The sequence below is a fragment of the Mycobacterium sp. SMC-8 genome, assembly GCF_025263565.1.
Classification (GTDB): Bacteria; Actinomycetota; Actinomycetes; order Mycobacteriales; family Mycobacteriaceae; genus Mycobacterium.
Genome location: NZ_CP079865.1, coordinates 6,281,193 through 6,301,777 on the forward strand (window position 1 = coordinate 6,281,193; position 20,585 = coordinate 6,301,777).

The window sequence follows — 20,585 nt, forward strand, 5'->3', positions numbered from 1 at the left end:
AGGATCGGGGGACGCTCATGTCGGCGGTGAAGGTTCAGCGCGCGGTGACCGCGAGGACGGCCTCGGCGAGTTCGGGCCGGCACACGATCAGATCGGGCAGCCGAGGGTCGCGCCGGTTGTACGCCAGCGGCGACCCGTCGAGCCGCGAGGTGTGCAGCCCGGCCGCACGGGCGACGGCGACCGGTGCCGCGGAGTCCCATTCGTATTGCCCACCGGCATGGACGTACACGTCGGAGAGCCCCTGCACCACCGACGCGACTTTGGCTCCGGCCGAACCCATCTCGACCAGCGTGCCGTTGAGCGCGTCCTTGACCTCCAGCGCCACGGCCGGGGGGCGGGTACGCGAGACCACCACGCGCGGCGCCGCGGGCGCCACCGGTGGCACCGGCACGGTCGGGGTGGCCAGCGTGACGCCCTGCGCGGGTAACGCGACCGCCCCGGTGACGAGTTCACCAGAGCTACCGTTGCGCTCCCAAAGAGCGACGTGCACGGCCCAGTCGGTGCGGCGGAGCTCGGAGAACTCCCGCGTTCCGTCGAGCGGGTCGACGATCCACACCCGCCGGGCAGACAGCCGCGCCGGCTCGGCCTGTTCTGCCGGCCCCTCCTCGGACAGGACGGTGTCGTCGGGCCGCTCGGCAGTGAGCGCGGCCAGCAAGAAGTCGTGAGATCGCTTGTCTCCGGCTGCTTTCCGCTCCTGGGCGGATGCCGAGGCCAACTCCCCACGGACGTCGAGCAGCAGGTTCCCGGCTTCGGTCGCCAGCCGCGCGGCGAGTGCGTGGTCATCGGTCACGACGTGCAGCCTTCGATCAGCTCGATCACCGAAGCCGCATGCTCGTCGGGGGTGCGGTCCGGGGTGAGCCGCAGATCGGGGTTCTTCGGCCGCTGGTACGGGCTGTCGATCCCGGTGAAGTGCGTGATCTCACCGGCGCGGGCCTTGGCGTACAAACCCTTGGGGTCGCGCCGCTCGCAGTCCTCCAGCGGGGTGTCGCAGAACACCTCGAAGAAGTCGACGCCGGCGTCGGTGGCCACCTTGCGGGCCAGCTCCCGATGCTCGGCCAGCGGACTGATCGCCGGAACCAGCACGACCTGACCCGAGTCGGCCAGGATCGCCGCGACATGCGCGAGCCTGCGCAGGTTCTCGGCCCGGTCGGACATCGAGAACCCGAGGTCGGCGTTCAGGCCGTGCCGCAGATTGTCGCCGTCGAGAACGTAGGCCGGAACCCCCTTTTCGATCAGCTTCTGCTCGACCAGCATCGCCACCGACGACTTACCCGAACCGGACAGGCCGGTGAACCACACGGTCCGGCCCTTGCTGAGCCGGTCCTCGGGCCGGCACAGCGACTCGTGGCGCACCGTGTTGGGGCTTGAAGACCGCGCGGCGCCGTCGCGCAGCACCATGCCGGCGGCGACGGTGCCGTTGGTGTTCGGGTCGATCAGGATGAACGAGCCGGTGGCCGAGTTGCGGCTGTACTCGTCGAGCAGCAGCGGAACCTGCGAACGCAGCGAGATCCGGCCCAGTTCATTGAGTTTCAGCGCCGTGGCGGTCTTGTCCCGGTGCAGGGTGTTGACGTCGAGCCGGTAGTCCAGACCCGTCACCTTCACCCGCGTGGTGCGGGTGGTGTGCTTGATCAGGTAGTCACGGCCCGGTTCGAGCGCCGATCCGTCGGCCATCCAGCACACCGTCGCGTCGAAGTCCTGCGTGACGCGGGGCTGATTGTGGGGCCGGGCGATCATGTCGCCGCGCGAGATGTCGATGTCATCGGCCAGGCTGACCGACACCGCCATCGGTGGGAAAGCCTCCTCGACCGGACCGGAGGGTCCTTCGATCGACGAGATGGTGCTGGCCTTGCCGCTCGGCAGCACGACCACCTCGTCGCCGACGCGCATCACGCCGCTGGCGATGGTGCCGGCGTAGCTGCGGTGGTCGTGGTGCTCGAGGGTCTGGGGACGGATCACATACTGGACCGGGAACCGGACGTCGACGAGGTTGCGGTCGCCGGCGATGTAGACCTCTTCGAGGTGCGCCAGCAGTGACGGACCCTCGTACCAGGGCGTCGCATCGGATTTGGTGACCACGTTGTCGCCGTTGAGCGCCGACAGCGGGATCGTTGTGACGTCGTGGACGTCCAGCCGCGCGGCGAAATCGTGGAAGTCGTCGCGGATCTTCTCGAACTGCTCACGGTCCCAACCGATCAGGTCCATCTTGTTGACCGCGAGCACGATGTGCTGGATACCGAGCAGGGATGCCAGGAACGCGTGCCGGCGGGACTGCTCGAGCAACCCGTGGCGCGCGTCGACCAGCACGATGGCCAGCTGCGCGGTCGACGTGCCGGTGACCATGTTGCGCGTGTACTGGATGTGGCCCGGCGTGTCGGCGATGATGAATTTCCGCTTGGCCGTGGCGAAGTAGCGATACGCGACGTCGATCGTGATGCCCTGCTCACGCTCGGCGCGCAGCCCGTCGGTCACCAGGGCCAGGTCGGTGTAGTCGTGCCCGCGCTCCTTGGAGGTGCGTTCCACCGCGGCGAGCTGATCCTCCATGACGGCCTTGGAGTCGTAGAGCAACCGCCCGATCAACGTGGACTTGCCGTCGTCGACAGAGCCTGCGGTGGCGATGCGCAGAAGTGTCGTCATCTTATTTCCCCCGTCGCTTCGCTCGCCCCATCAGAAGTAGCCCTCACGTTTGCGGTCTTCCATCCCCGCCTCGGAGATGCGGTCGTCGGCACGGGTGGCGCCGCGCTCGGTCAGGCGCGAGATCGCGGTCTCGGCGATGACCTCCGACACCGTCGCCGCGGTGGATTCCACGCAGCCGGTGCAGGTCACGTCGCCGACGGTACGGAACCGCACGGTCTTCTCGATGATCGGCTCGTCCTTGCGCGGCTGCAGGTATTTGTGCACCGCCAGCAGCATTCCGTCGCGTTCGAACACCTTGCGCTGGTGGGCGTAGTAGATCGAGGGCAGCTTGATCTTCTCGGCGCCGATGTAGGACCAGATGTCGAATTCGGTCCAGTTCGACAGCGGGAACGCGCGGATGTGCTCACCTTTGCGGTGCCTGCCGTTGTACAGGTTCCACACCTCGGGGCGCTGGTTCTTCGGATCCCACTGACCGAACTCGTCGCGGAAGCTGAACACCCGCTCCTTGGCGCGCGCCTTCTCCTCGTCGCGGCGGGCCCCACCGAACGCGGCGTCGAACTTGTTCTCCCGGATGGCGCGCAGCAGCGTGAACGTCTGCATCGGGTTGCGCGACGGGATCGTCTCCACCACCCGCCCGGCGTCGATGTCGTCCTGCACCTTGGCCACCACGAGGCGCACCCCGGAATCGGCGACCAGCTCGTCGCGGGCGGCCAGCACCTCTTCGAAGTTGTGCCCGGTGTCGACGTGCATCACCGGGAACGGCAGCCGTCCGGGCCGGAACGCCTTGATCGCCAGGTGCAGCATCACGATGGAGTCCTTGCCGCCGGAGAACAGCAACACCGGCCGCTCGAATTCGGCGGCGACCTCGCGGATGATGTGGATCGCCTCGGCCTCGAGGGCCCGCAGGTGGCTCAGCTCGTAACGTCCCGCGGTGTGCGCGAGCTCGTCGGTCACGGTCATGGATACCTCGTAAAGTTGGTAGATCTGACCAGATTTACGGCCATAACCGGGAATTGTGCCGGATGCCCGTCCGGGGTGTCAACGAGCGGTGGCCGAAATTGCATTCCACGAGGGAAAACGCGAGTGGAAATCTCGTGGAATGCGATTTCGGCGGGTCAGAGCGTGACCTCGGTGAGCCTTCCGGTGGCCACGTCGAAGACGAACCCGCGCGATGACTCATGCTTGGTGACGAACGGGCTGGCTTCGATACGGCGCAGGGACTGCCGCACGTCCTCCTCCACGTCCTGGAACGCCTCGGCGGCCCACTCCGGTTTGATGCCGGTCTCGTCCTGGATCTGTTGCTTGAAGCCGTCGTCGGTGAAGGTGAGCATGCCGCAATCGGTGTGGTGGATCAGGATGATCTCCCTGGTGCCGAGCAGTCGCTGGCTGATCGCCAGGGAGCGGATCTCGTCGTCGGTGACGACGCCGCCGGCGTTGCGGATCACGTGCGCCTCGCCGTCCTTGAGGCCGAGGATCCGGTACACGTCCAGGCGTGCATCCATGCAGGCGACAACCGCGACGTGCTTGCTGGGCGGCAGCGGCAGCGGGCCGGTGAACGTGTTGGCGTATTCCTCGTTGTTCTTCAGGTACTCGTCTGTGGCCGACATGGCGCGAAGCTAGCCGGCGGCGGAAGTCACGGGTCAATATCAGGCAGATCGGCACCGGGGTCGCGTCACTTCTGCAGGTCGTAGACGGTCATCCCGCCGACGTCGACCGGAGTGAAGTTCTGCGCCACCCAGGCGGTGATCTGGCCGGAGGTCCCGGAGTGCCCGCCCGGCCCGCGGTGCCCGCCGGCGATGAAGTATCTGACCTGCCCCTCGGCCGCGTAGTTCTGGAACTGCGCCAGCGTCGGTGAGTCGTCGCCGCCGGTGAATCCGCCGATGGCCATCACCGACGCCCCGGTCTGCAGCGCGAGGTCGCCGGCCGTCATCGACCCGACACTGGCTGCGGCCCAGCGGTTGTCGGCCGCGCGCAGCAGCTGCTGCAGTTCGGCGTTGTCTGCCAACGACGCGCCCGAAGCACCCGGGCCGTCGGGACCACCGGGACCATCCGGCCCGCCGGGCAGCCCGAACGCGTCGGCTCGGTGCGGACCCGACATCGCTATCGGGCCTTCGTGCGAGTCGGCTGCGGTCACGATCGCGTACGCCGCTGGTGCGGCCATTGCGAGCAGGAGCGCGGCCGCCGCCACCGCCGCAGTGGCCCGGCCCAGCCGGTGGACGCCGGCCCCGATGACAGCGGCAACGACGATGGAGCCGACCAGGACGGTCCACCGCAGCCACGGCTGCCAGTCCGGTGTGCGGGCGAGAACCGCGAACGCCCACACCCCCGTCGCCGCCGACATCGCCGCCAGCACCGCCCGCTGCGGCGAACATGCTCTGCCGCGCCACAACTCGGCGACGGCGATGCCGACCAGTGCGGCGACACCCGGCGCCAGTGCCACCGTGTAGTACGGGTGGATGATCCCGTCCATGAAGCTGAACACCGCTGCGGTGACCAGCACCCAGCCGCCCCACAGCAGCAGGCTCGCGCGGACGGCGTCGGTGCGGGCGGCGCGGCGGGTGAACCACAGCGCCGCCACCAGGCCGATCAGCGCGGCCGGCAGCAGCCAGGACGCCTCGGCACCCATCGACGCGCCGAAGAGCCTGCCGATTCCGGGATCACCACCGAAGAACAGATTGGCTCCCCCACCGGGAACACCGGGCCCTCCGGGGCCTGCGGGCGGACTGTCCGGGCCGCCGGGGCCCGGGCCTTCTCCTCCCATGACGCGTTGAATACCGTTGTAGCCCAACGCCAGCTGCAGCAGGCTGTTGTCAGTGGAGCCGCCGATGTAGGGCCGTGAATCCGCCGGCCACAGACTGACCAGCGCCAGGAACGAGCCCGCTGTCACGATCATCGCGCCCGCCCCGGCCGCCAGCCGGCCCACCCGCTGCCAGAGCCCCACCGGCGCGGCGACCAGGAAGGCCAGCGCGAGCCCGGGCACGACCAGGAATGCCTGCAGCATCTTGGTCAGGAACGCGAACCCGAGCACGACACCGGCCAGCACGACCCACTTCGCCGCCCCGGTCTGGACGGCCCGCACCATCAGATAGGCAGCCACCACGAGCAGCAGCACCAGCAGCGCATCCGGGTTGTTGTACCGGAACATCAGCGCCGCCACCGGGGTGACGGCCAGCGCGGCACCGGCGATCAGACCGGCGCCCGGGCCGCTGACCCGGCGTACCGCCGCGAACAGCATGCCTACCGAGGCCACCCCCATCAGCGCCTGCGGCAACAGCATCGTGAACGGGGTGAAGCCGAACAGCCGGCCTGACAGCGCCATCACCCACAGCGCGGCGGGTGGCTTGTCGACGGTGATCGCGTTACCCGGGTCCAGCGAGCCGAACAGCCACGCCTTCCAGTCCTGGGTGCCGGCCTGAGCGGCCGCGGCGTAGTACTGGTTGGCCCAGCCCGACGCGCCCAGCCCCCACAGGTAGAGCGCGGCGGTGGCCACCAGCAGGGCCAGTAACGCCGGCCGCACCCAGCGCGGCCGTTGCGGCCTGGCGGCTTCCGTGGCAGCTGACGGCGGGGCGGCGGTGACGCTCATCGGGGGGTTCCTCCGGCGGTGGTGCGGCGCGGGTGGAAGACCCAGCCGCGCAGCAGGACGAAACGCACAACGGTGGCGAGCAGGTTGGCCGCCACCAGGACGGCGAGTTCGACGGTGTGGTGCGCGGTTTCGGTGGTGGCGTGCAGCAGGCCGAGCGCCCCGCTGGTGATGGTCAGTGCGATTCCGAAGACGATCAAGCCCTCGACGTGCTTGCGGGCCAGGTGCGCGCGGCCGCCGACACCGAAGGTGAAGCGCCGGTTGGCGGCGGTATTGCCGATTGCGGTGAGCAGCAACGCGATCAGGTTGGCCAGCTGCGCACCTGCCCACCCCTGCAGCAGCACGAACAGCACGATGTAGGCGGCGGTGGACGCGACCCCGACGGTGCCGAACCGCACCACCTGGCGCATCAGCGAACCGGGGGCGGCCGCGGCGCGCGAGTTGCCCAGCTGCGCGGCGATGGTGTTGACCGGGATGGCACCGGTGACCAAGCCGCGCAGCAGGCGGCCGATGCCCCGCAGGTCGGCGGCGGCGGTAGCCACGATGTCGACGCGGCTGTCGGGGTCGTCGATCCAGTCCACCGGAACCTCGTGAATGCGCAGCCCGCTGCGCTCGGCCAGCACCAGCAACTCGGTGTCGAAGAACCATCCGGTGTCCTCGACATAGGGCAGCAGTTGCGCCGCGACGTCGGCCCGGATCGCTTTGAATCCGCACTGGGCGTCCGAGAACCCGGCCGACAGAGTCGATTTCAGGATCAGGTTGTAGCAGCGGGAGATGATCTCGCGCTTGGGTCCGCGCCGCACGCGCGCGCCGCGGGCCAGCCGGGTGCCGATCGCCAGGTCGGAGTGCCCGGAGATCAATGGTGCCACCAGCGGGGCGAGCGCAGCCAGATCGGTCGACAGATCGACGTCCATGTAGACCAGTACGGCCGCATCCGATTCCGTCCACACCCGGTGCAGTGCGCGACCGCGGCCCTTCTCCTCCAGCCGCACCACCTTCACGTTCGGCAACTCCGCTGCCAGCTGCGCGGCGATGCGGGGGGTGTCGTCGACGCTGGCGTTGTCGGCGATGGTGATCCGCGCCGGAAACGGCACGGAGTCATGCAGGTAGCGGTGCAGCCGGTGCACGGAGGCCGCCAGTGCGGCCTGCTCGTTGTACACCGGGACGACCACGTCGAGGACGGGTGCACCGGTGGTGCGCGCCGCTACCGCGGCATTCGGCCGGGCCGCGAAAAGACGGTCGGCGCACCCGGGTTCGAGGACGGTGTCTGTCATGTCTGCCATGGTGGTTCGCGGACGTGTGCTCACCGTGGGCCCGAGCTATGCGGCGGCTGTGAGACGTGGGGTTCCTGGGTGAGGTCGTACACAGCGGTCCCGTCGATCGTCAGCGCGGGGTAGCGCGCCTCGACCCACTCGCGGATCGCTGCGGAATCCCGCCCGCTGTCGCCGGAGGGGCGACCCATCATCAGTGAGGGGCCGGCGATGAAGTAGTGGATGCGCCCGGCGTGGACATCGTCGATGAACTGCTCGAGGGTCGGCGCGGGATCGGTGCCGTTGAACCCACCGATCGCCATCACCGGAACCTGTGCGGCCAGTTGGTATCCGGCCGCGTTGTTGGAGCCGACGACGGCTGCGGCCCAAATGGATTCGCCGCTGTCGGCGCTGAGCATCCGCAGCAGATCGGGGTGGGGGCGGGGCGCGCTGAGCAGTCCGCCTCCGGTGAAGCCGCCGGAGCGCGACGGACCCACCGAAGGCAACGCCCCGCTGTGCGGCGAGGCAGCGGTGGCGAGGGAGAACGCGGCCGGACCAACCAGACAGGAGATCAGAGCCGATGCGGCCGCCAGCGACGCCACCGGCCGCGGCAGCCGGGCGACGGCGAGCAGCAGTACCGCCGCGCCCACTCCCCCGACGGCCACCACCGCACGCAACCACGGCATCCAGTCGATCTGCCGGGCCAGAAGCACGGCCCCCAGGATCACGGTGATCAGCACCGCGCCGGCCATCGCGGTCGCGGCCCGAACGTCATGGCGGTTCTGCCACAACAGGTTTGCGCCGATGCCGATGACAGCCCCGATCGCAGGGGCCAGCGCGACCGTGTAGTACGGGTGCACGATGCCGTTCATGAAGCTGAACACGACCGCCGTGACGGCCAGCCAGCCGGTCCACAGGATCAGTGCCGCGCGGGCGGGGTCGGTCCGCGGCCGGCCCCGGGTGATCACGAATCCGGCGGCGAGACAGACGATCGCGGCGGGCAGCAGCCAGGCGACGTCGGCCCCCATGCCGAACCCGAACAGCCGCCCCCATCCCACGTCGTGGTTCAGGTTGCCGAGGCCGCCGGGCTCATCGCCGGTCAGCCGCCCGAAACCGTTGTAGCCCATGGTCAATTCCAGGATGCTGTTGGTCTGCGAGCCGCCGATGTAGGGCCGCCGTTCGTCGGGCCACCATTCGACCAGCAGGAGGTACCAGCCGGCCGAGAGCACGAAGGCGCCGGCAGCGGCCAGCGTGTCGGCGAGTCGGCGTCCCAGCGGCCGGTGCCCGGCGACCAGATAGGCGGTCGCCAAAGCCGGCAGCACCAGTAGTGCCTGCAGCATCTTGGCCAGAAACCCGAAGCCGACCGCCGCGCCCGCCGCGACCAGCCACCACCGGCCGGTGTCCTTCTCGCACGCCCGTTGCGTGCAGAACGCCGCGACCACGAGGGACAACACCAGCAGCGCGTCGGGGTTGTTGAAACGGAACATCAATGCCGCCACAGGCGTGGTTGCCAGCACCGACCCGGTGAGCAGCCCGGCGCCATGGCCGCTGACCCGCCGGACTGCGAGATAGAGCACCGCGACCGCGGCCACCCCCATCAGGGCCTGCGGGACGAGCACGCTCCACGGGCCGAACCCGAACAGCCGTGCCGAGGCCGTCATCACCCACAGCGCGGCGGGCGGTTTGTCGACGGTGATCGCGTTCGCGGCGTCGCTGGAACCGAAGAACATCGCGGTCCAGTTCTGGGTGCCGGCCTGCACGGCCGCCGAGTAGTACGCGTTGGCCCATCGGCTGCCGCCGAGGTTCCACAGGTACAGCACGGCGGTGGCGAGCAGCAGCGCGGCGAGGGTCCCCGCTTGCCAGAGGGCACCGGCGCGCGGGCGGCACCGGAATCGCGGGGCGGGGCGCCGTGGGGTGAGGGTTCGCGTAGCGCCGTCGGCAGAGGGTGCCCCGAGCTCGTCAGGGGTCAGCAGGGTCACTCACGCCATCGTGGGCGCGGCCGCTAGGCGTCCGATGGGCCGCGGCTGTGCCCCGCCTGTGAATCGCCGGGCAGTGTGACCACGAACCGGGTTCGGCCCGGCACGCTGTCCAGTTCGATGGTTCCGTCGTGCGCGCGCACGACGGCGGCGACGATGGCCAGTCCCAGCCCGGTGCTCCACCCTGTCCGCGCGCGCGACGAATCGCCGCGGGCGAACCGTTCGAACACCTCCGGCTGCAGGTCCGCGGGAATGCCGGGCCCGTCGTCGAGCACCGTGAGCACCGCCTGTCCACCGGCCCCGACGGTCAGTGAGGTAGACACGGCGGTGCCGGGCGGGGTGTGGATCCGTGCGTTCGCCAGCAGGTTGGCCAGTACCTGGCGCAGCCGGGGCTCGTCGCCGGTGACCGTGACCGGTTCGTCGGGAAGGTCGAGCTCCCAGCGGTGTTCGGGGCCGGCGATGTGCGCGTCGCTGACCGCGTCGACCGCCAGACGGGTCAGGTCGACGGTCTCCCGTTCCAGCGGTCGGCCGGCGTCGAGCCGGGCAAGCAGCAGCATGTCCTCGACGAGCTGGGTCATCCGCTCGGTCTCGGACTCCACGCGGTTCATCGCGTGGGCGACGTCCTCAGGCAGCTGCGCGCGTCGACGCTGCGCCAGCTCGGTATAACCGCGGATCGCGGCCAGCGGCGTGCGCAGTTCGTGGCTGGCGTCGGCGACGAACTGGCGGACCCGGGTCTCGCTGGCGTGCCGCGCGGACAACGCCCCCGCGATGCGGTCGAGCATCCGGTTCAGCGCGGCACCGAGTTGTCCGACCTCGGTGTGCGCGGACGCGGGCTCGACGTCGACGATCGGCGTGGGCAACCGCACCTCGCCCCGGTCGAGCTCCAGGTCGGCGACCTGCTGTGCAGCGGCGGAGACCCTCGCCAGCGGGGCCAGCTGGCGGCGGACGATGCCGATGCCCGCCGTGCCCGCGGCGAGCAGTGCCACCGCTCCGACAGCGGTGAAGATCACCGCGACCCATAACAGGGTGTCGTCCACGTCGGCGGTCGGTAGCCCGGCGACCACGGTCCTGCCCGGAATGTGGGATTGGAAGGCGACCACCCGGTAGCGGCCGAGCCCGTCGAGGTCCAGCGTCTGCGGCCGGCCGTCGACAGCCACTGCGGCGAGTTGTCCCGCCGCCGTCGCGGATACCTCGGCACGCGAACCGTCGGCCGTGATCACCCCCGCCTCGACGGCGCGCCCGCCGGCCACCACCGCTCCCACGGTGTGGATGGCCTGCCCGGGCGCGTTCAGGAACGCCGGTCCGGGCCAGTCGTCGTCGCGGATCACCACGCGCCCGTCGGAACCCGGCGGGGGCGGCGCCGCCCCCGGCGGACGCATTCCCGGACGATGGCCCATGCCAGGCGGTGGGGGCGGACCGAACTCGAAGATCACCGTCGAGCGCCTGCCGGCCTCGATCACCTGCTCGTCCAGCTGGTTGGTCAGAAAGCGTTGCAGCGCATACTCGGTGGCCAGACCTATGCCGGCGCACACGGCGGCGATGAGCAGGACCTGGGTGACGATCAGCCGGGTGCGCAGCGACCAACTGCGGGGGGAACGGAGCACGGTCGGTGCTCGCTCACCGCGCCGGTTTGAGGACATATCCCGCGCCGCGCAGCGTGTGGATCATCGGCTCGCGGCCGCTGTCGATCTTCTTGCGAAGGTAGGACACGTACAACTCGACGATGTTGGAGCGGCCGCCGAAGTCGTAGCTCCACACCCGGTCGAGGATCTGCGCCTTGCTCAGCACACGTCTGGCGTTGCGCATCATGAACCGCAGCAGTTCGAATTCCGTTGCGGTGAGGGTGATCAGGTCTCCCCCGCGGGTCACCTCGTGGCTGTCCTCGTCCAGGACGAGGTCGCCGACCACGATCTTGGCTCCCCCCGTCGCGGTGCTCACGCCGGTGCGGCGCAGCAGCGCGCGCAGCCTGAGCACCACCTCCTCGATGCTGAACGGTTTGGTGACGTAGTCGTCCCCTCCGGCGGTCAGGCCAGCGATGCGGTCTTCGACGGAGTCCTTTGCGGTGAGCAGCAGCAGCGGCAGGCCGGGAATCTGCTCGCGCAGCCTGCGAAGCACCTCCAGCCCGCTCATGTCCGGCAGCATCACGTCGAGCACCACCACATCGGGCGGGTTCTGCCGGGCGATCGCGATGGCGGTGGCGCCGTCGCCCGCGGTGGAGATCTCCCAGCCCTCGTACCGCAACGCCATCGACAACAACTCGGTGAGCACGGCTTCGTCGTCGACCACGAGCACGTGGATCGGGGTGCCGTCCGCGCGCCGCATCACCCCGCGCGCGGGTTCATCCCCGGGGTCGTTCTGCGGGTCGGGCATGCGTCCATTGTCGCCCGGCGCGCTATGCGGTCTCTGTGCTGTTGCTATGTGCCGGCTGTGAAGCAAGGCCATATCGAACGCTGAGCCGACGCACAGCGGGTCCACATCAAGGACCTCCAGTCTGGTTCCATGAGCGCCGAGCACCTGCCCTACCCCGACACCGTCGGGGCGGCCGGGATCCGGAACCGCGGCCCTGGGGGCGGCGCAGGACACTGCTGGCCGTCGCCGTCGCCGCCGTGATCGCCGTACTCGGTGGCGCCGCGATCTACGCCGCGTCGGGCAGATCGTCACCACAGTTGGGCGGCCCGCCGCCCGGCCACCACGCCGACGGCCCCGCCGGTCGGCCCCCCTTCGGACCCGGTGGCCCCAGGCCGCAGCAGGAGACGCCGCTGCACGGGCAGGTGGTGGTCGCCGACGGGGCCGGCGGCTTCGTCACGATGCTGAGCCAGACCGGCGTCGTCACGGCGACCACCCCGGGCTCGATCACGGTGCGCAGCGCCGACGGGTTCACCCAGACCTGGTCGACGGCGCCCGGCGAAGACCCGGCGTTCGCCGTCGACGACAGCGTGATGGTCCGAGGGGTGCAGAACGGGATGACGGCCGAGGTGACGGAGGTGCTCGACCCGCTGCGCGGTCGCCGCTGAACCGGGACGACACCGCCACGCCTGGGCCGCGTCGGCGGGCTGTGGCCCGACACATCTCCTAACCTGGGGCGCATGCAGCCCCCCGGCGGACCGATCGGATGACCCGCTTTCTCGCGCGCCGGCTGCTCAACTACGTCGTGTTGCTGGGTCTGGCGTCGTTCCTGACGTTCACGCTGACCTCGGTCATGTTCGATCCGCTCGACAGCCTGCTCGAACGCAATCCGCGGCCCCCGCAGGCGGTGATCGACGCCAAGGCGGCCGAGCTGAACCTCGACAAGCCCATCCCGGTGCGGTACGCGGACTGGCTGGGCGGAGCCGTCCGCGGAGACTTCGGCACCACCGTGGGAGGTCAGCCCGTCAGCGACGAACTGTGGCGCCGCATCGGGGTGAGCCTGCGGCTGGTGATCATCGGGTCGATCGTCGGCACCGTTCTCGGCGTGGTGGCGGGCGCCTGGGGCGCGGTCAGGCAGTACCGGCTGTCCGACCGTGTCATCACCACGCTGGCGCTGCTGATCCTGAGCGCACCGACATTCGTGATCGCCAACCTGCTGATCCTGGCTGCGCTGAACGCGAACTCGGCGCTGGGCGTGCAGCTGTTCGAGTACACCGGGGAGACGTCGTCGGACGCTGTGGGCGGCGCGTGGAACCAGTTCGTCGACCGGCTGCAACATCTCGTGCTGCCCACGTTGACGCTGGCGCTGGGTGCGATGGCCGGATACAGCCGTTATCAGCGCAACGCGATGCTCGACGTGCTGGGCCAGGACTTCATCCGCACCGCGCGGGCCAAGGGGCTGACCCGGCGCCAGGCGTTGTTCCGGCACGGGCTGCGCACCGCGCTGATCCCGATGGCCACTCTGTTCGCCTACGGGGTCGGCGGGCTGTTCACCGGCGCGGTGTTCGTCGAGAAGATCTTCGGCTGGCACGGCATCGGCGAGTGGTTCATCCAGGGCATCGCCACCCAGGACACCAATATCGTCGTCGCGATCACGGTGTTCACCGGACTGACGGTGCTGCTGGCCGGGCTGCTCTCCGATGTGCTCTACGCCGCGCTCGACCCGAGGGTGCGGGTGTCATGAGCGAGGCGATGACCGACGGCGCCCACAACGGGTTCGCATCGAGGCGCACGCTGGTGTGGCGAAGGTTCGTGCGCAACCGGCCCGCGGTGGTGTCGCTGTTCGTGTTGGCCGCGCTGTTCATCAGCTGCTGGGCGCTGCCCCCGCTGCTGCCCTACTCGCACACCGACCTGGACTACTACGCGCTGCAGCAGCCGCCGACGACCACCCACTGGTTCGGCACCAACGCGCTCGGTCAGGACCTGCTGGCCCAGACGCTGCGAGGCATGCAGAAATCGCTGCTGGTCGGGGTGTGCGTGGCGTTCCTGTCCACGCTCGTCGCGGCGACCGTGGGCGCGATCGCCGGGTATTTCGGGGGGTGGCGCAACGCCGCGCTGATGTGGATCGTCGACCTGTTGCTGGTCATCCCGAGCTTCCTGCTGATCGCGATCGTCACCCCGCGCACCCGGGAATCCGGCACCATCCTGTGGCTGATCCTGCTGCTGGTCGCGTTCAGCTGGATGATCAGCGCCCGCATCGTCCGGGGCATGACGATGAGCCTGCGCGAACGCGAATTCGTCACCGCGGCAAGGTACATGGGTGTGAGCCACTGGCGCATCATCGTCCGCCACATCATCCCGAACGTCGCGTCGATCCTGATCATCGACACCGCACTGAACGTCGGCCTGGCCGTCCTGGCCGAGACCAGCCTGAGCTTCCTCGGTTTCGGGGTGCAGCCGCCGGACGTCTCGCTGGGCACCCTGATCGCCGACGGCACCCGGTCGGTGACGACGTTTCCGTGGGTGTTCCTGTTCCCGGCCGGGGTGCTGGTGCTGATCGTGTTCTGCGCCAACCTCGTCGGGGACGGGTTGCGCGACGCACTCGATCCCGGGGTGCGGCCGGCGGGGCGTCGCACGTGAAAGGCACGCAACCTTATGGGCGCCCGCACGAAGAAAGAGATCCCCCGATGAGCCTGCTCGAGGTGCGGGGGCTGACGGTCACGTTCCCGACCGACAGTGAACGGGTGCCCGCGGTGCGCGGGCTGGACTATCACGTCGACTCCGGCGAGGTCGTCGCGCTGGTCGGGGAATCGGGTGCGGGCAAGTCCGCCGGGGCGATGGCCGTCATCGGTCTGCTCCCCGAATACGCCGAGGTGTCCGGCTCGGTGCGACTGCACGGTGAGGAGCTGCTGGGGCTGACCGACCGGCAGATGTCGCAGGTGCGCGGCGCGAAGATCGGCACGGTGTTCCAGGACCCGATGTCGGCGCTGACGCCCGTCTACACCGTCGGCGACCAGATCGCGGAGGCCATCCGCATTCATCAGCGCGGTATCGACAGGCGGGCGGCGCAGACCCGGGCCGTCGAACTGCTGGAGATGGTCGGGATCGCCCAGCCGGCGCAGCGGGCCCGGGCGTTCCCACACGAGCTGTCCGGCGGTGAACGTCAGCGCGTGGTCATCGCGATCGCGATCGCCAACGATCCCGACCTGCTGATCTGCGACGAGCCGACCACCGCGCTCGATGTCACCGTGCAGGCCCAGATCCTCGACGTGCTGCGCACCGCGCGCGATGTCACCGGCGCCGGCGTGCTGATCATCACCCACGATCTCGGCGTGGTCGCCGAATTCGCCGACCGCGCGCTGGTGATGTACGCCGGACGGGCCGTGGAGACCGCGCCGGTGGCGGACCTGTACCGCGACCGCCGGATGCCCTACACCGTGGGCCTGCTGGGATCGGCGCCCCGCCTGGACGCCTCACCGGGTGTCCGGCTGGTGCCGATCCCGGGCGCGCCTCCGGCGGTCAGCGCGCTGCCGCCCGGCTGCCCGTTCGCGCCGCGGTGCCCGCTGGCGATCGACCAATGCCGTTCCGCCGAGCCGGAACTGCTGCCCGCGGCCCCCCACCACCGGGTGGCCTGCATCCGGCACGAGAAGGTCGTCGGGCGCAGCGCGGCCGAGATCTACCACGTGTCGACCGCACCGCACCGCGAGAGCACCCCGTCCGCCGAGACCGTCGCGCTCCGCGTCACCGACCTGACCAAGACGTACCCGCTGACCAAGGGGGTGGTGCTGCGCCGCCGCATCGGCGAGGTGCGCGCGGTCGACGGAATCAGCTTCGAACTGCCGCAGGGCCGCACGCTGGGTATCGTCGGCGAGTCGGGGTCGGGCAAATCCACCACGCTGCACCAGATCCTGGACCTGTCGGCCCCGCAGGGCGGCACCATCGAAGTGCTCGGGCGGGACGTCGCGACGTTGGACCGGCGGGCACGCAGGGCGCTGCGCCGGGATCTTCAGGTGGTGTTCCAGGACCCGGTGGCGTCGCTGGACCCCCGCCTTCCGGTCTTCGATGTTCTCGCAGAACCCTTGCAGGCCAATGGATTCGACAAGACCTCGATCCGCGACCGGGTGGCCGAGCTGCTGGGTGTGGTCGGGCTGCGCCATGAGGACGCCGGGCGCTATCCGGCCGAGTTCTCCGGCGGGCAGAAGCAGCGCATCGGCATCGCCCGGGCGCTCGCGCTGCGCCCGAAGATCCTGGCGCTCGACGAGCCGGTCAGCGCGCTGGACGTGTCCATCCAGGCCGGCATCATCAACCTGCTGCTGGATCTGCAGGACCGGTTCGAGCTGGCCTATCTGTTCGTCTCCCACGACCTGTCCGTGGTGCGGCACCTGGCCCATCGGGTGGCGGTGATGCACAAGGGCGTGATCGTCGAGCAGGGCGACAGCGACGAGGTGTTCGGTCATCCGCAGCACGAGTACACGCGGCGGCTGCTGGCCGCGGTCCCCCGCCCGCAACCCGATCCCGGTTAGAGTCGACGTCTATGAATTCGCGAGCAGACACAAAATCGCACCGTTCGGCCATCAAAAGTGCGATTTTGCGTCTGCTCGCGGTCGGGACCGTCGCGACACTGGTCGTGACCGGGTGCGCCAGCGGCCCGTCCGACGCCCCGTCGGCCGGAGGCAACGCGGAGTTGGGCGCGACCGCCGACATCAACCCCCAGGACCCGGCGACCCTCCAACAGGGCGGTAATCTGCGGCTGGCACTGACCGGTTTCCCGCCGAACCTCAATTATCTGCACATCGACGGCAGTCTCGGGGAACTCGGCCGGTTGCTGCGCGCGACGCTGCCGCGGGCGTTCGTCATCAAGCCCGACGGCCAGATGACGGTCAACAGTGACTACTTCACCGACGTCGAGCTGACCAGCACCGAGCCGCAGGTCGTCACGTACACCATCAATCCGAAGGCGACCTGGTCGGACGGCACCCCTATCACCTGGGAGGACCTCGCCGCCCAGATCAACGCCACCAGCGGCAAGGACGAGCGCTACCTGTTCGCCTCCCCCAACGGCAGCGAACGGGTCGCCTCGGTCACCAAGGGCGTCGACGATCGGCAGGCGGTCATCACGTTCGCCAAGCACTTCGCCGACTGGCGCGGCATGTTCGCCGGCAACGCCATGCTGATGCCCAAGAAGGTGACCCAGGATCCGGAGGCGTTCAACAAGAGCCTGCTCAACGCGGCGCCACTGTCGGCGGGTCCATTCATGATCAGCACGATCGATCGCGGGGCGCAGCGAATCATGTTGAGCCGCAACCCGAAGTGGTGGGGCACGCCACCGCTGCTGGACTCCATCACCTACACCGTGCTCGACGACGCCGCGATGATCCCCGCGCTGGAGAACAACGCCATCGACTCAGTGGGCCTGGCCACCCTGGATGACCTGGAACGTGCGCGGCGCGCGCAGGGGGTCTCGATCCGGCGGGCGCCCGCCCCGAACTGGTATCACCTGACGATCAACGGCGCCGAGGGTTCACCGCTGTCCGATCCGGCACTGCGCACGGCGATCACCAAAGCCTTGGACCGCCAGGCGATCGCAGCCGTCACCCAGCGTGGCCTCACCGACGCGCCGGCGGCGTTGAACAACCACATCTATCTGGCGGGCCAGGAGGGCTACCAGGACAACAGCATCGGCTTCGACCCCGAGGCAGCCAAGCGCGAACTCGATGCGCTGGGCTGGACTCTGAACGGCCAGTTCCGGGAGAAGGACGGTCGACGGCTGACGCTGCGCGATGTGTTCTACGACGGGGCGAGCACCCGTGCGGTGGCGCAGATCGCGCAGAACCAGCTCGCGCAGGTCGGGGTCAACCTCGAGTTGGTGCCGGTCGCGGGCGGCTCGCTGTTCACCGACTACGTCACCCCGGGCAACTTCGACATGGTCCAGTTCGCCTGGGGCGGTGATGCTTTCCCGCTCGCCAGTCTGACCCAGATCTACGCCTCCAACGGCGAGAGCAACTACGGCAAGATCGGCAGCCCGCAGATCGACGCCAAGATCGAGGAGACACTGTCCGAGCTGGATCCGGCCAAGGCACGGGTGCTGGCCAACGAACTCGACACGATGATCTGGGGGGTCGGCCACAGCCTGCCACTGTTCCAGGCCCCCGGAAATGTCGCCGTCCGCAGCAACCTGGCCAACTTCGGGCCCGCCGGCATCGGCGACATCAACTACTCGGCGATCGGGTTCATGAAGTAGCCGTCCGGGCAGGCACGCCCGGCAGCGCGGACTCGGCGCGCGCGGCTACCGCGAGTGCGCCGACCAGCAGCCGCACCGTCAAATTGGCCGGTAAAGCGTCCAGTTCCTTTGCCCGCGGGGACAGTTCGGCGGCACGGCCGGCGTGGACGGCCTGGCAGATCGACAGCGCCGCGCGTTCGCGGGTGTCGAGGATGCTGTGGCCGGCCGTGGGCAGCTCGACGAGCACCGAATCCGGGATCAGGGCGGCGACGCGGTGCGCCACCTGCGGCGGCGTCGTCAGGTCACGGCCGCCCGACACCACCGCGGTGGGCCAGGTGAACTCCGGCATCGCCGACGGCAGATCGTAGGGTTGCGCATCGAAATGCACGTCGCCGCCGGCGATGTCGCGCAGCGCGACCGCCGGGTCGACCGGTCCGCCGTCGGGCACCGCGCCGTAGTTCAGTTCCCGGTAGGCGATACGTTCGACCAGATCGGGCTCGTGCCGGTATGGGGTTTTGCGTTCCGTCACCTGCTTGGTGATGAACGCGGCGACCTTCCACAGCCCGTCCCGATCGGCCAGCAGCAGGTCGAGCTGGCGGCTGAGTGCGTCGAGGCCGGCGAGTTCATACAACCCGATGGTCAGCAGCAGGGCCTGGGGCGTCAGTGCGCCGGCGGCGTCCAATTGCCGCACCTTGGCGGCCAGATCGGCATCGCCGTCCGCGCCGTCCCACAGCACCCGACGGATCTGCGTGCGCACCACGTCGATGTCGTCGGCCGACAGCAGCGGCGAGTCCAGCACCATGGCGTGAACCCGGCCCGGATGCCGCACGCCGACCCCGGCGGCCAGATACGAACCGTAGGACGCGCCGTAGACGACGGCCTTGTCGACGTCGGCGGCGTTGAGCACCGCGGCGATGTCGTCCACGGCGGCATCGACCGTCATCGCCTCAGGCGGCAGGTCGGCGCCGGTGTCGTCGTGCCGGGACAAGCCGACCCCCCGGTGCTCGACCATGATGACGTCGAGTCCGGCCGCCGCGGCGTGCCGCCGGAACGCCCGGTACAACGCGACGGAGGCGGCCCCCGGACCGCCGGGAATGACCACCACCGGATGGGCCGACGGGCGCCCGGTCCGCACGTAGTACAGGTCGAACTCGTCGGCGCCCCGACCGACGGGCCTGCGGACCCGTCGCACCCCGGGCTGCGCGGCAAGCCTGTTGTGCGCCCGGCGGCGTCTGGCGTTCATGGTCATCACAGCCATTGTGCCCGGAGGCCGTCACCGACGGCGTCCCGCCCGTGCAGCGTTCCGTTCGGGCTGAGCCAAACGCGTGTGCCGCGGGCCGTCCCGTCAGTACAACCAAGACATGACCTCTGTGGATCACATCACCGCACTGCTGCCCGGCTCTGCCGAATTCGCCGCCCTGCTCAAGCAGATCGGTGAAGGAGCCCGGAATCGAGACCTCAACGACGAGAATCCCTTTGAACAGGTGGCGGCGCTGAAACGGGCCGGCTTCGGCACGCTTCGGCTTCCGACCGGGCTGGGCGGACCGGGATTGACAACGCCCCGGCTCTTCGCCGCCGTCATCGACGTCGCACGCGCCGATCCCATTGTGGCGCACATCTTGCGGACACACTTTTGGTTTGTCGAGGAGCGCCTGCGCACCTCCGACACCTGGGTCGCCCAGCAGTGGCTGCGAAAAGTCGCCGTGGGCAAAATCTTCGGGAACGCGTTCAGCGAGAAGGGCGCACACGCAGTCGGCAGCCTCGTCTTCAACACCAGGTTGCTACCGGCGGGCGAGGGCGGATTCCGCCTCGACGGCGAGAAGTACTACAGCACCGGGACGCTGTTCAGCGACTACCTGACCGTCACCGCGACCACCGACCATGACTCGGTGGCCACCGTGGTGGTGCCCGCCGACCGCGACGGTGTGCAGATCGTCGACGACTGGGACGGGTTCGGACAGCGCCGGACCGGCACCGGGACGACGACGTTTGCGAACGTGGCCGTAGCCGCCGAGGAGGTGCTCAGCGATATACCCTATGACGCTGATCCGGTGCCGACGGTGCAGTACGCGGCGCTGCAGCTGTTCATCCACGCGGTGGTTGCCGGGATCCTGGAGTCGGTGGTCGACGACGGTGTGGCGCTGTTGCGCTCACGGGACCGCAGCTTCAGCCATGCCGTCGCCGAGCGCCCCGCCGATGATCCGCTGTTGCAGCGCCAGCTCGGTGAGCTCGCCGGCACCGCTTACGTCGCGAGAGCTGTGGTGCTCGACGCGGCCGCGGCGATCGCCGACGCGACGGCCTCGGAGAACAACGGCGTGCCCGAGGCCGACCTGGCCGCCGAGGCTCAACTCAAGGCGGCCAAGGTGAAGGTGCATCTCGACGAGGTCGCGCCGCAGGCCGCCACGCGCCTGCTCGAACTCGGCGGGGCCAGCGCGGCGAGCCGGCGGCTCAACCTCGACCGGCACTGGCGCAACATCCGCACGATCACCCTGCACAATCCGGTGGCCTACAAGGCCAGGGTGATCGGCGAGAACCTGTTGCACGGCACGGCGATTCCAGCCAACGCGTACTTCTGACGG

General features: G+C 69.5%; 16 protein-coding genes. 6 read left to right on the forward strand and 10 right to left on the reverse strand.

The window, feature by feature from the left end:
• Window positions 1-34: 34 nt before the first annotated feature.
• The 9 genes from KXD97_RS30155 to KXD97_RS30195 form a co-directional block, all read right to left on the reverse strand.
• Window positions 35-790: a 3'(2'),5'-bisphosphate nucleotidase CysQ gene (locus KXD97_RS30155; RefSeq protein WP_260754668.1), complete on the reverse strand. Its 756-nt coding sequence runs from the start codon at window positions 788-790 to the stop codon at window positions 35-37.
• The gene (gene cysN / locus KXD97_RS30160) at window positions 787-2,634 is read right to left on the reverse strand and encodes a sulfate adenylyltransferase subunit CysN (RefSeq protein WP_260754669.1); all 1,848 of its coding nucleotides are present in this window, start codon (window positions 2,632-2,634) and stop codon (window positions 787-789) included. Before cysN ends, KXD97_RS30155 begins: the two co-directional genes overlap by 4 nt.
• 30 nt (window positions 2,635-2,664) lie before the next feature.
• On the reverse strand, window positions 2,665-3,594 hold the full coding sequence (gene cysD / locus KXD97_RS30165; protein WP_396884609.1) for a sulfate adenylyltransferase subunit CysD: 930 nt from the start codon (window positions 3,592-3,594) through the stop codon (window positions 2,665-2,667).
• 155 nt (window positions 3,595-3,749) lie between these two features.
• On the reverse strand, window positions 3,750-4,241 hold the full coding sequence (locus tag KXD97_RS30170; RefSeq protein WP_260754670.1) for a carbonic anhydrase: 492 nt from the start codon (window positions 4,239-4,241) through the stop codon (window positions 3,750-3,752).
• Window positions 4,242-4,306: 65 nt separating this feature from the next.
• Entirely contained in the window at window positions 4,307-6,217 is a 1,911-nt protein-coding gene (locus KXD97_RS30175) for a glycosyltransferase family 39 protein (protein WP_260754671.1), read from the reverse strand.
• Window positions 6,214-7,497 (reverse strand): bifunctional glycosyltransferase family 2/GtrA family protein, encoded by a 1,284-nt coding sequence (locus KXD97_RS30180; RefSeq protein ID WP_260754672.1) that lies wholly within the window; start codon window positions 7,495-7,497, stop codon window positions 6,214-6,216. Before KXD97_RS30180 ends, KXD97_RS30175 begins: the two co-directional genes overlap by 4 nt.
• Before the next feature lie 20 nt (window positions 7,498-7,517).
• On the reverse strand, window positions 7,518-9,443 hold the full coding sequence (locus KXD97_RS30185) for a glycosyltransferase family 39 protein (protein ID WP_396884610.1): 1,926 nt from the start codon (window positions 9,441-9,443) through the stop codon (window positions 7,518-7,520).
• A 23-nt stretch (window positions 9,444-9,466) separates the two neighbouring features.
• Complete coding sequence (locus KXD97_RS30190; protein ID WP_260754673.1) at window positions 9,467-11,080, reverse strand: cell wall metabolism sensor histidine kinase WalK; 1,614 nt, start codon at window positions 11,078-11,080, stop codon at window positions 9,467-9,469.
• Window positions 11,058-11,762 carry a response regulator transcription factor gene (locus tag KXD97_RS30195; RefSeq protein WP_260758224.1) on the reverse strand — a complete coding sequence of 235 codons (705 nt, stop codon included), beginning with the start codon at window positions 11,760-11,762 and terminating at the stop codon, window positions 11,058-11,060. Before KXD97_RS30195 ends, KXD97_RS30190 begins: the two co-directional genes overlap by 23 nt.
• A gap of 284 nt (window positions 11,763-12,046) precedes the next feature.
• On the opposite strand from KXD97_RS30195, the gene KXD97_RS30200 reads away from it, so the two are divergent.
• The 5 genes from KXD97_RS30200 to KXD97_RS30220 all read left to right on the forward strand — a co-directional run bounded on the left by KXD97_RS30200 (window position 12,047) and on the right by KXD97_RS30220 (window position 18,027).
• The gene (locus tag KXD97_RS30200; protein WP_260754674.1) at window positions 12,047-12,454 is read left to right on the forward strand and encodes a hypothetical protein; all 408 of its coding nucleotides are present in this window, start codon (window positions 12,047-12,049) and stop codon (window positions 12,452-12,454) included.
• A gap of 98 nt (window positions 12,455-12,552) precedes the next feature.
• The gene (locus tag KXD97_RS30205) at window positions 12,553-13,530 is read left to right on the forward strand and encodes an ABC transporter permease (RefSeq protein WP_260754675.1); all 978 of its coding nucleotides are present in this window, start codon (window positions 12,553-12,555) and stop codon (window positions 13,528-13,530) included.
• Between the two features lie 8 nt (window positions 13,531-13,538).
• Window positions 13,539-14,426: an ABC transporter permease gene (locus KXD97_RS30210; RefSeq protein ID WP_260758225.1), complete on the forward strand. Its 888-nt coding sequence runs from the start codon at window positions 13,539-13,541 to the stop codon at window positions 14,424-14,426.
• Window positions 14,427-14,473: 47 nt separating this feature from the next.
• Window positions 14,474-16,309 carry an ABC transporter ATP-binding protein gene (locus KXD97_RS30215; protein ID WP_260754676.1) on the forward strand — a complete coding sequence of 612 codons (1,836 nt, stop codon included), beginning with the start codon at window positions 14,474-14,476 and terminating at the stop codon, window positions 16,307-16,309.
• An 11-nt stretch (window positions 16,310-16,320) separates the two neighbouring features.
• Window positions 16,321-18,027: an ABC transporter family substrate-binding protein gene (locus tag KXD97_RS30220; RefSeq protein ID WP_260754677.1), complete on the forward strand. Its 1,707-nt coding sequence runs from the start codon at window positions 16,321-16,323 to the stop codon at window positions 18,025-18,027.
• Here the strand turns inward: KXD97_RS30220 and KXD97_RS30225 are convergent.
• Window positions 18,017-19,255 (reverse strand): alpha/beta hydrolase, encoded by a 1,239-nt coding sequence (locus KXD97_RS30225; RefSeq protein WP_260754678.1) that lies wholly within the window; start codon window positions 19,253-19,255, stop codon window positions 18,017-18,019. The two genes, KXD97_RS30220 and KXD97_RS30225, sit on opposite strands and share 11 nt — an antisense overlap.
• 112 nt (window positions 19,256-19,367) lie before the next feature.
• Between KXD97_RS30225 and KXD97_RS30230 the strand changes: the two genes are divergently transcribed.
• On the forward strand, window positions 19,368-20,582 hold the full coding sequence (locus KXD97_RS30230; RefSeq protein WP_260754679.1) for an acyl-CoA dehydrogenase family protein: 1,215 nt from the start codon (window positions 19,368-19,370) through the stop codon (window positions 20,580-20,582).
• Window positions 20,583-20,585: the final 3 nt, after the last annotated feature.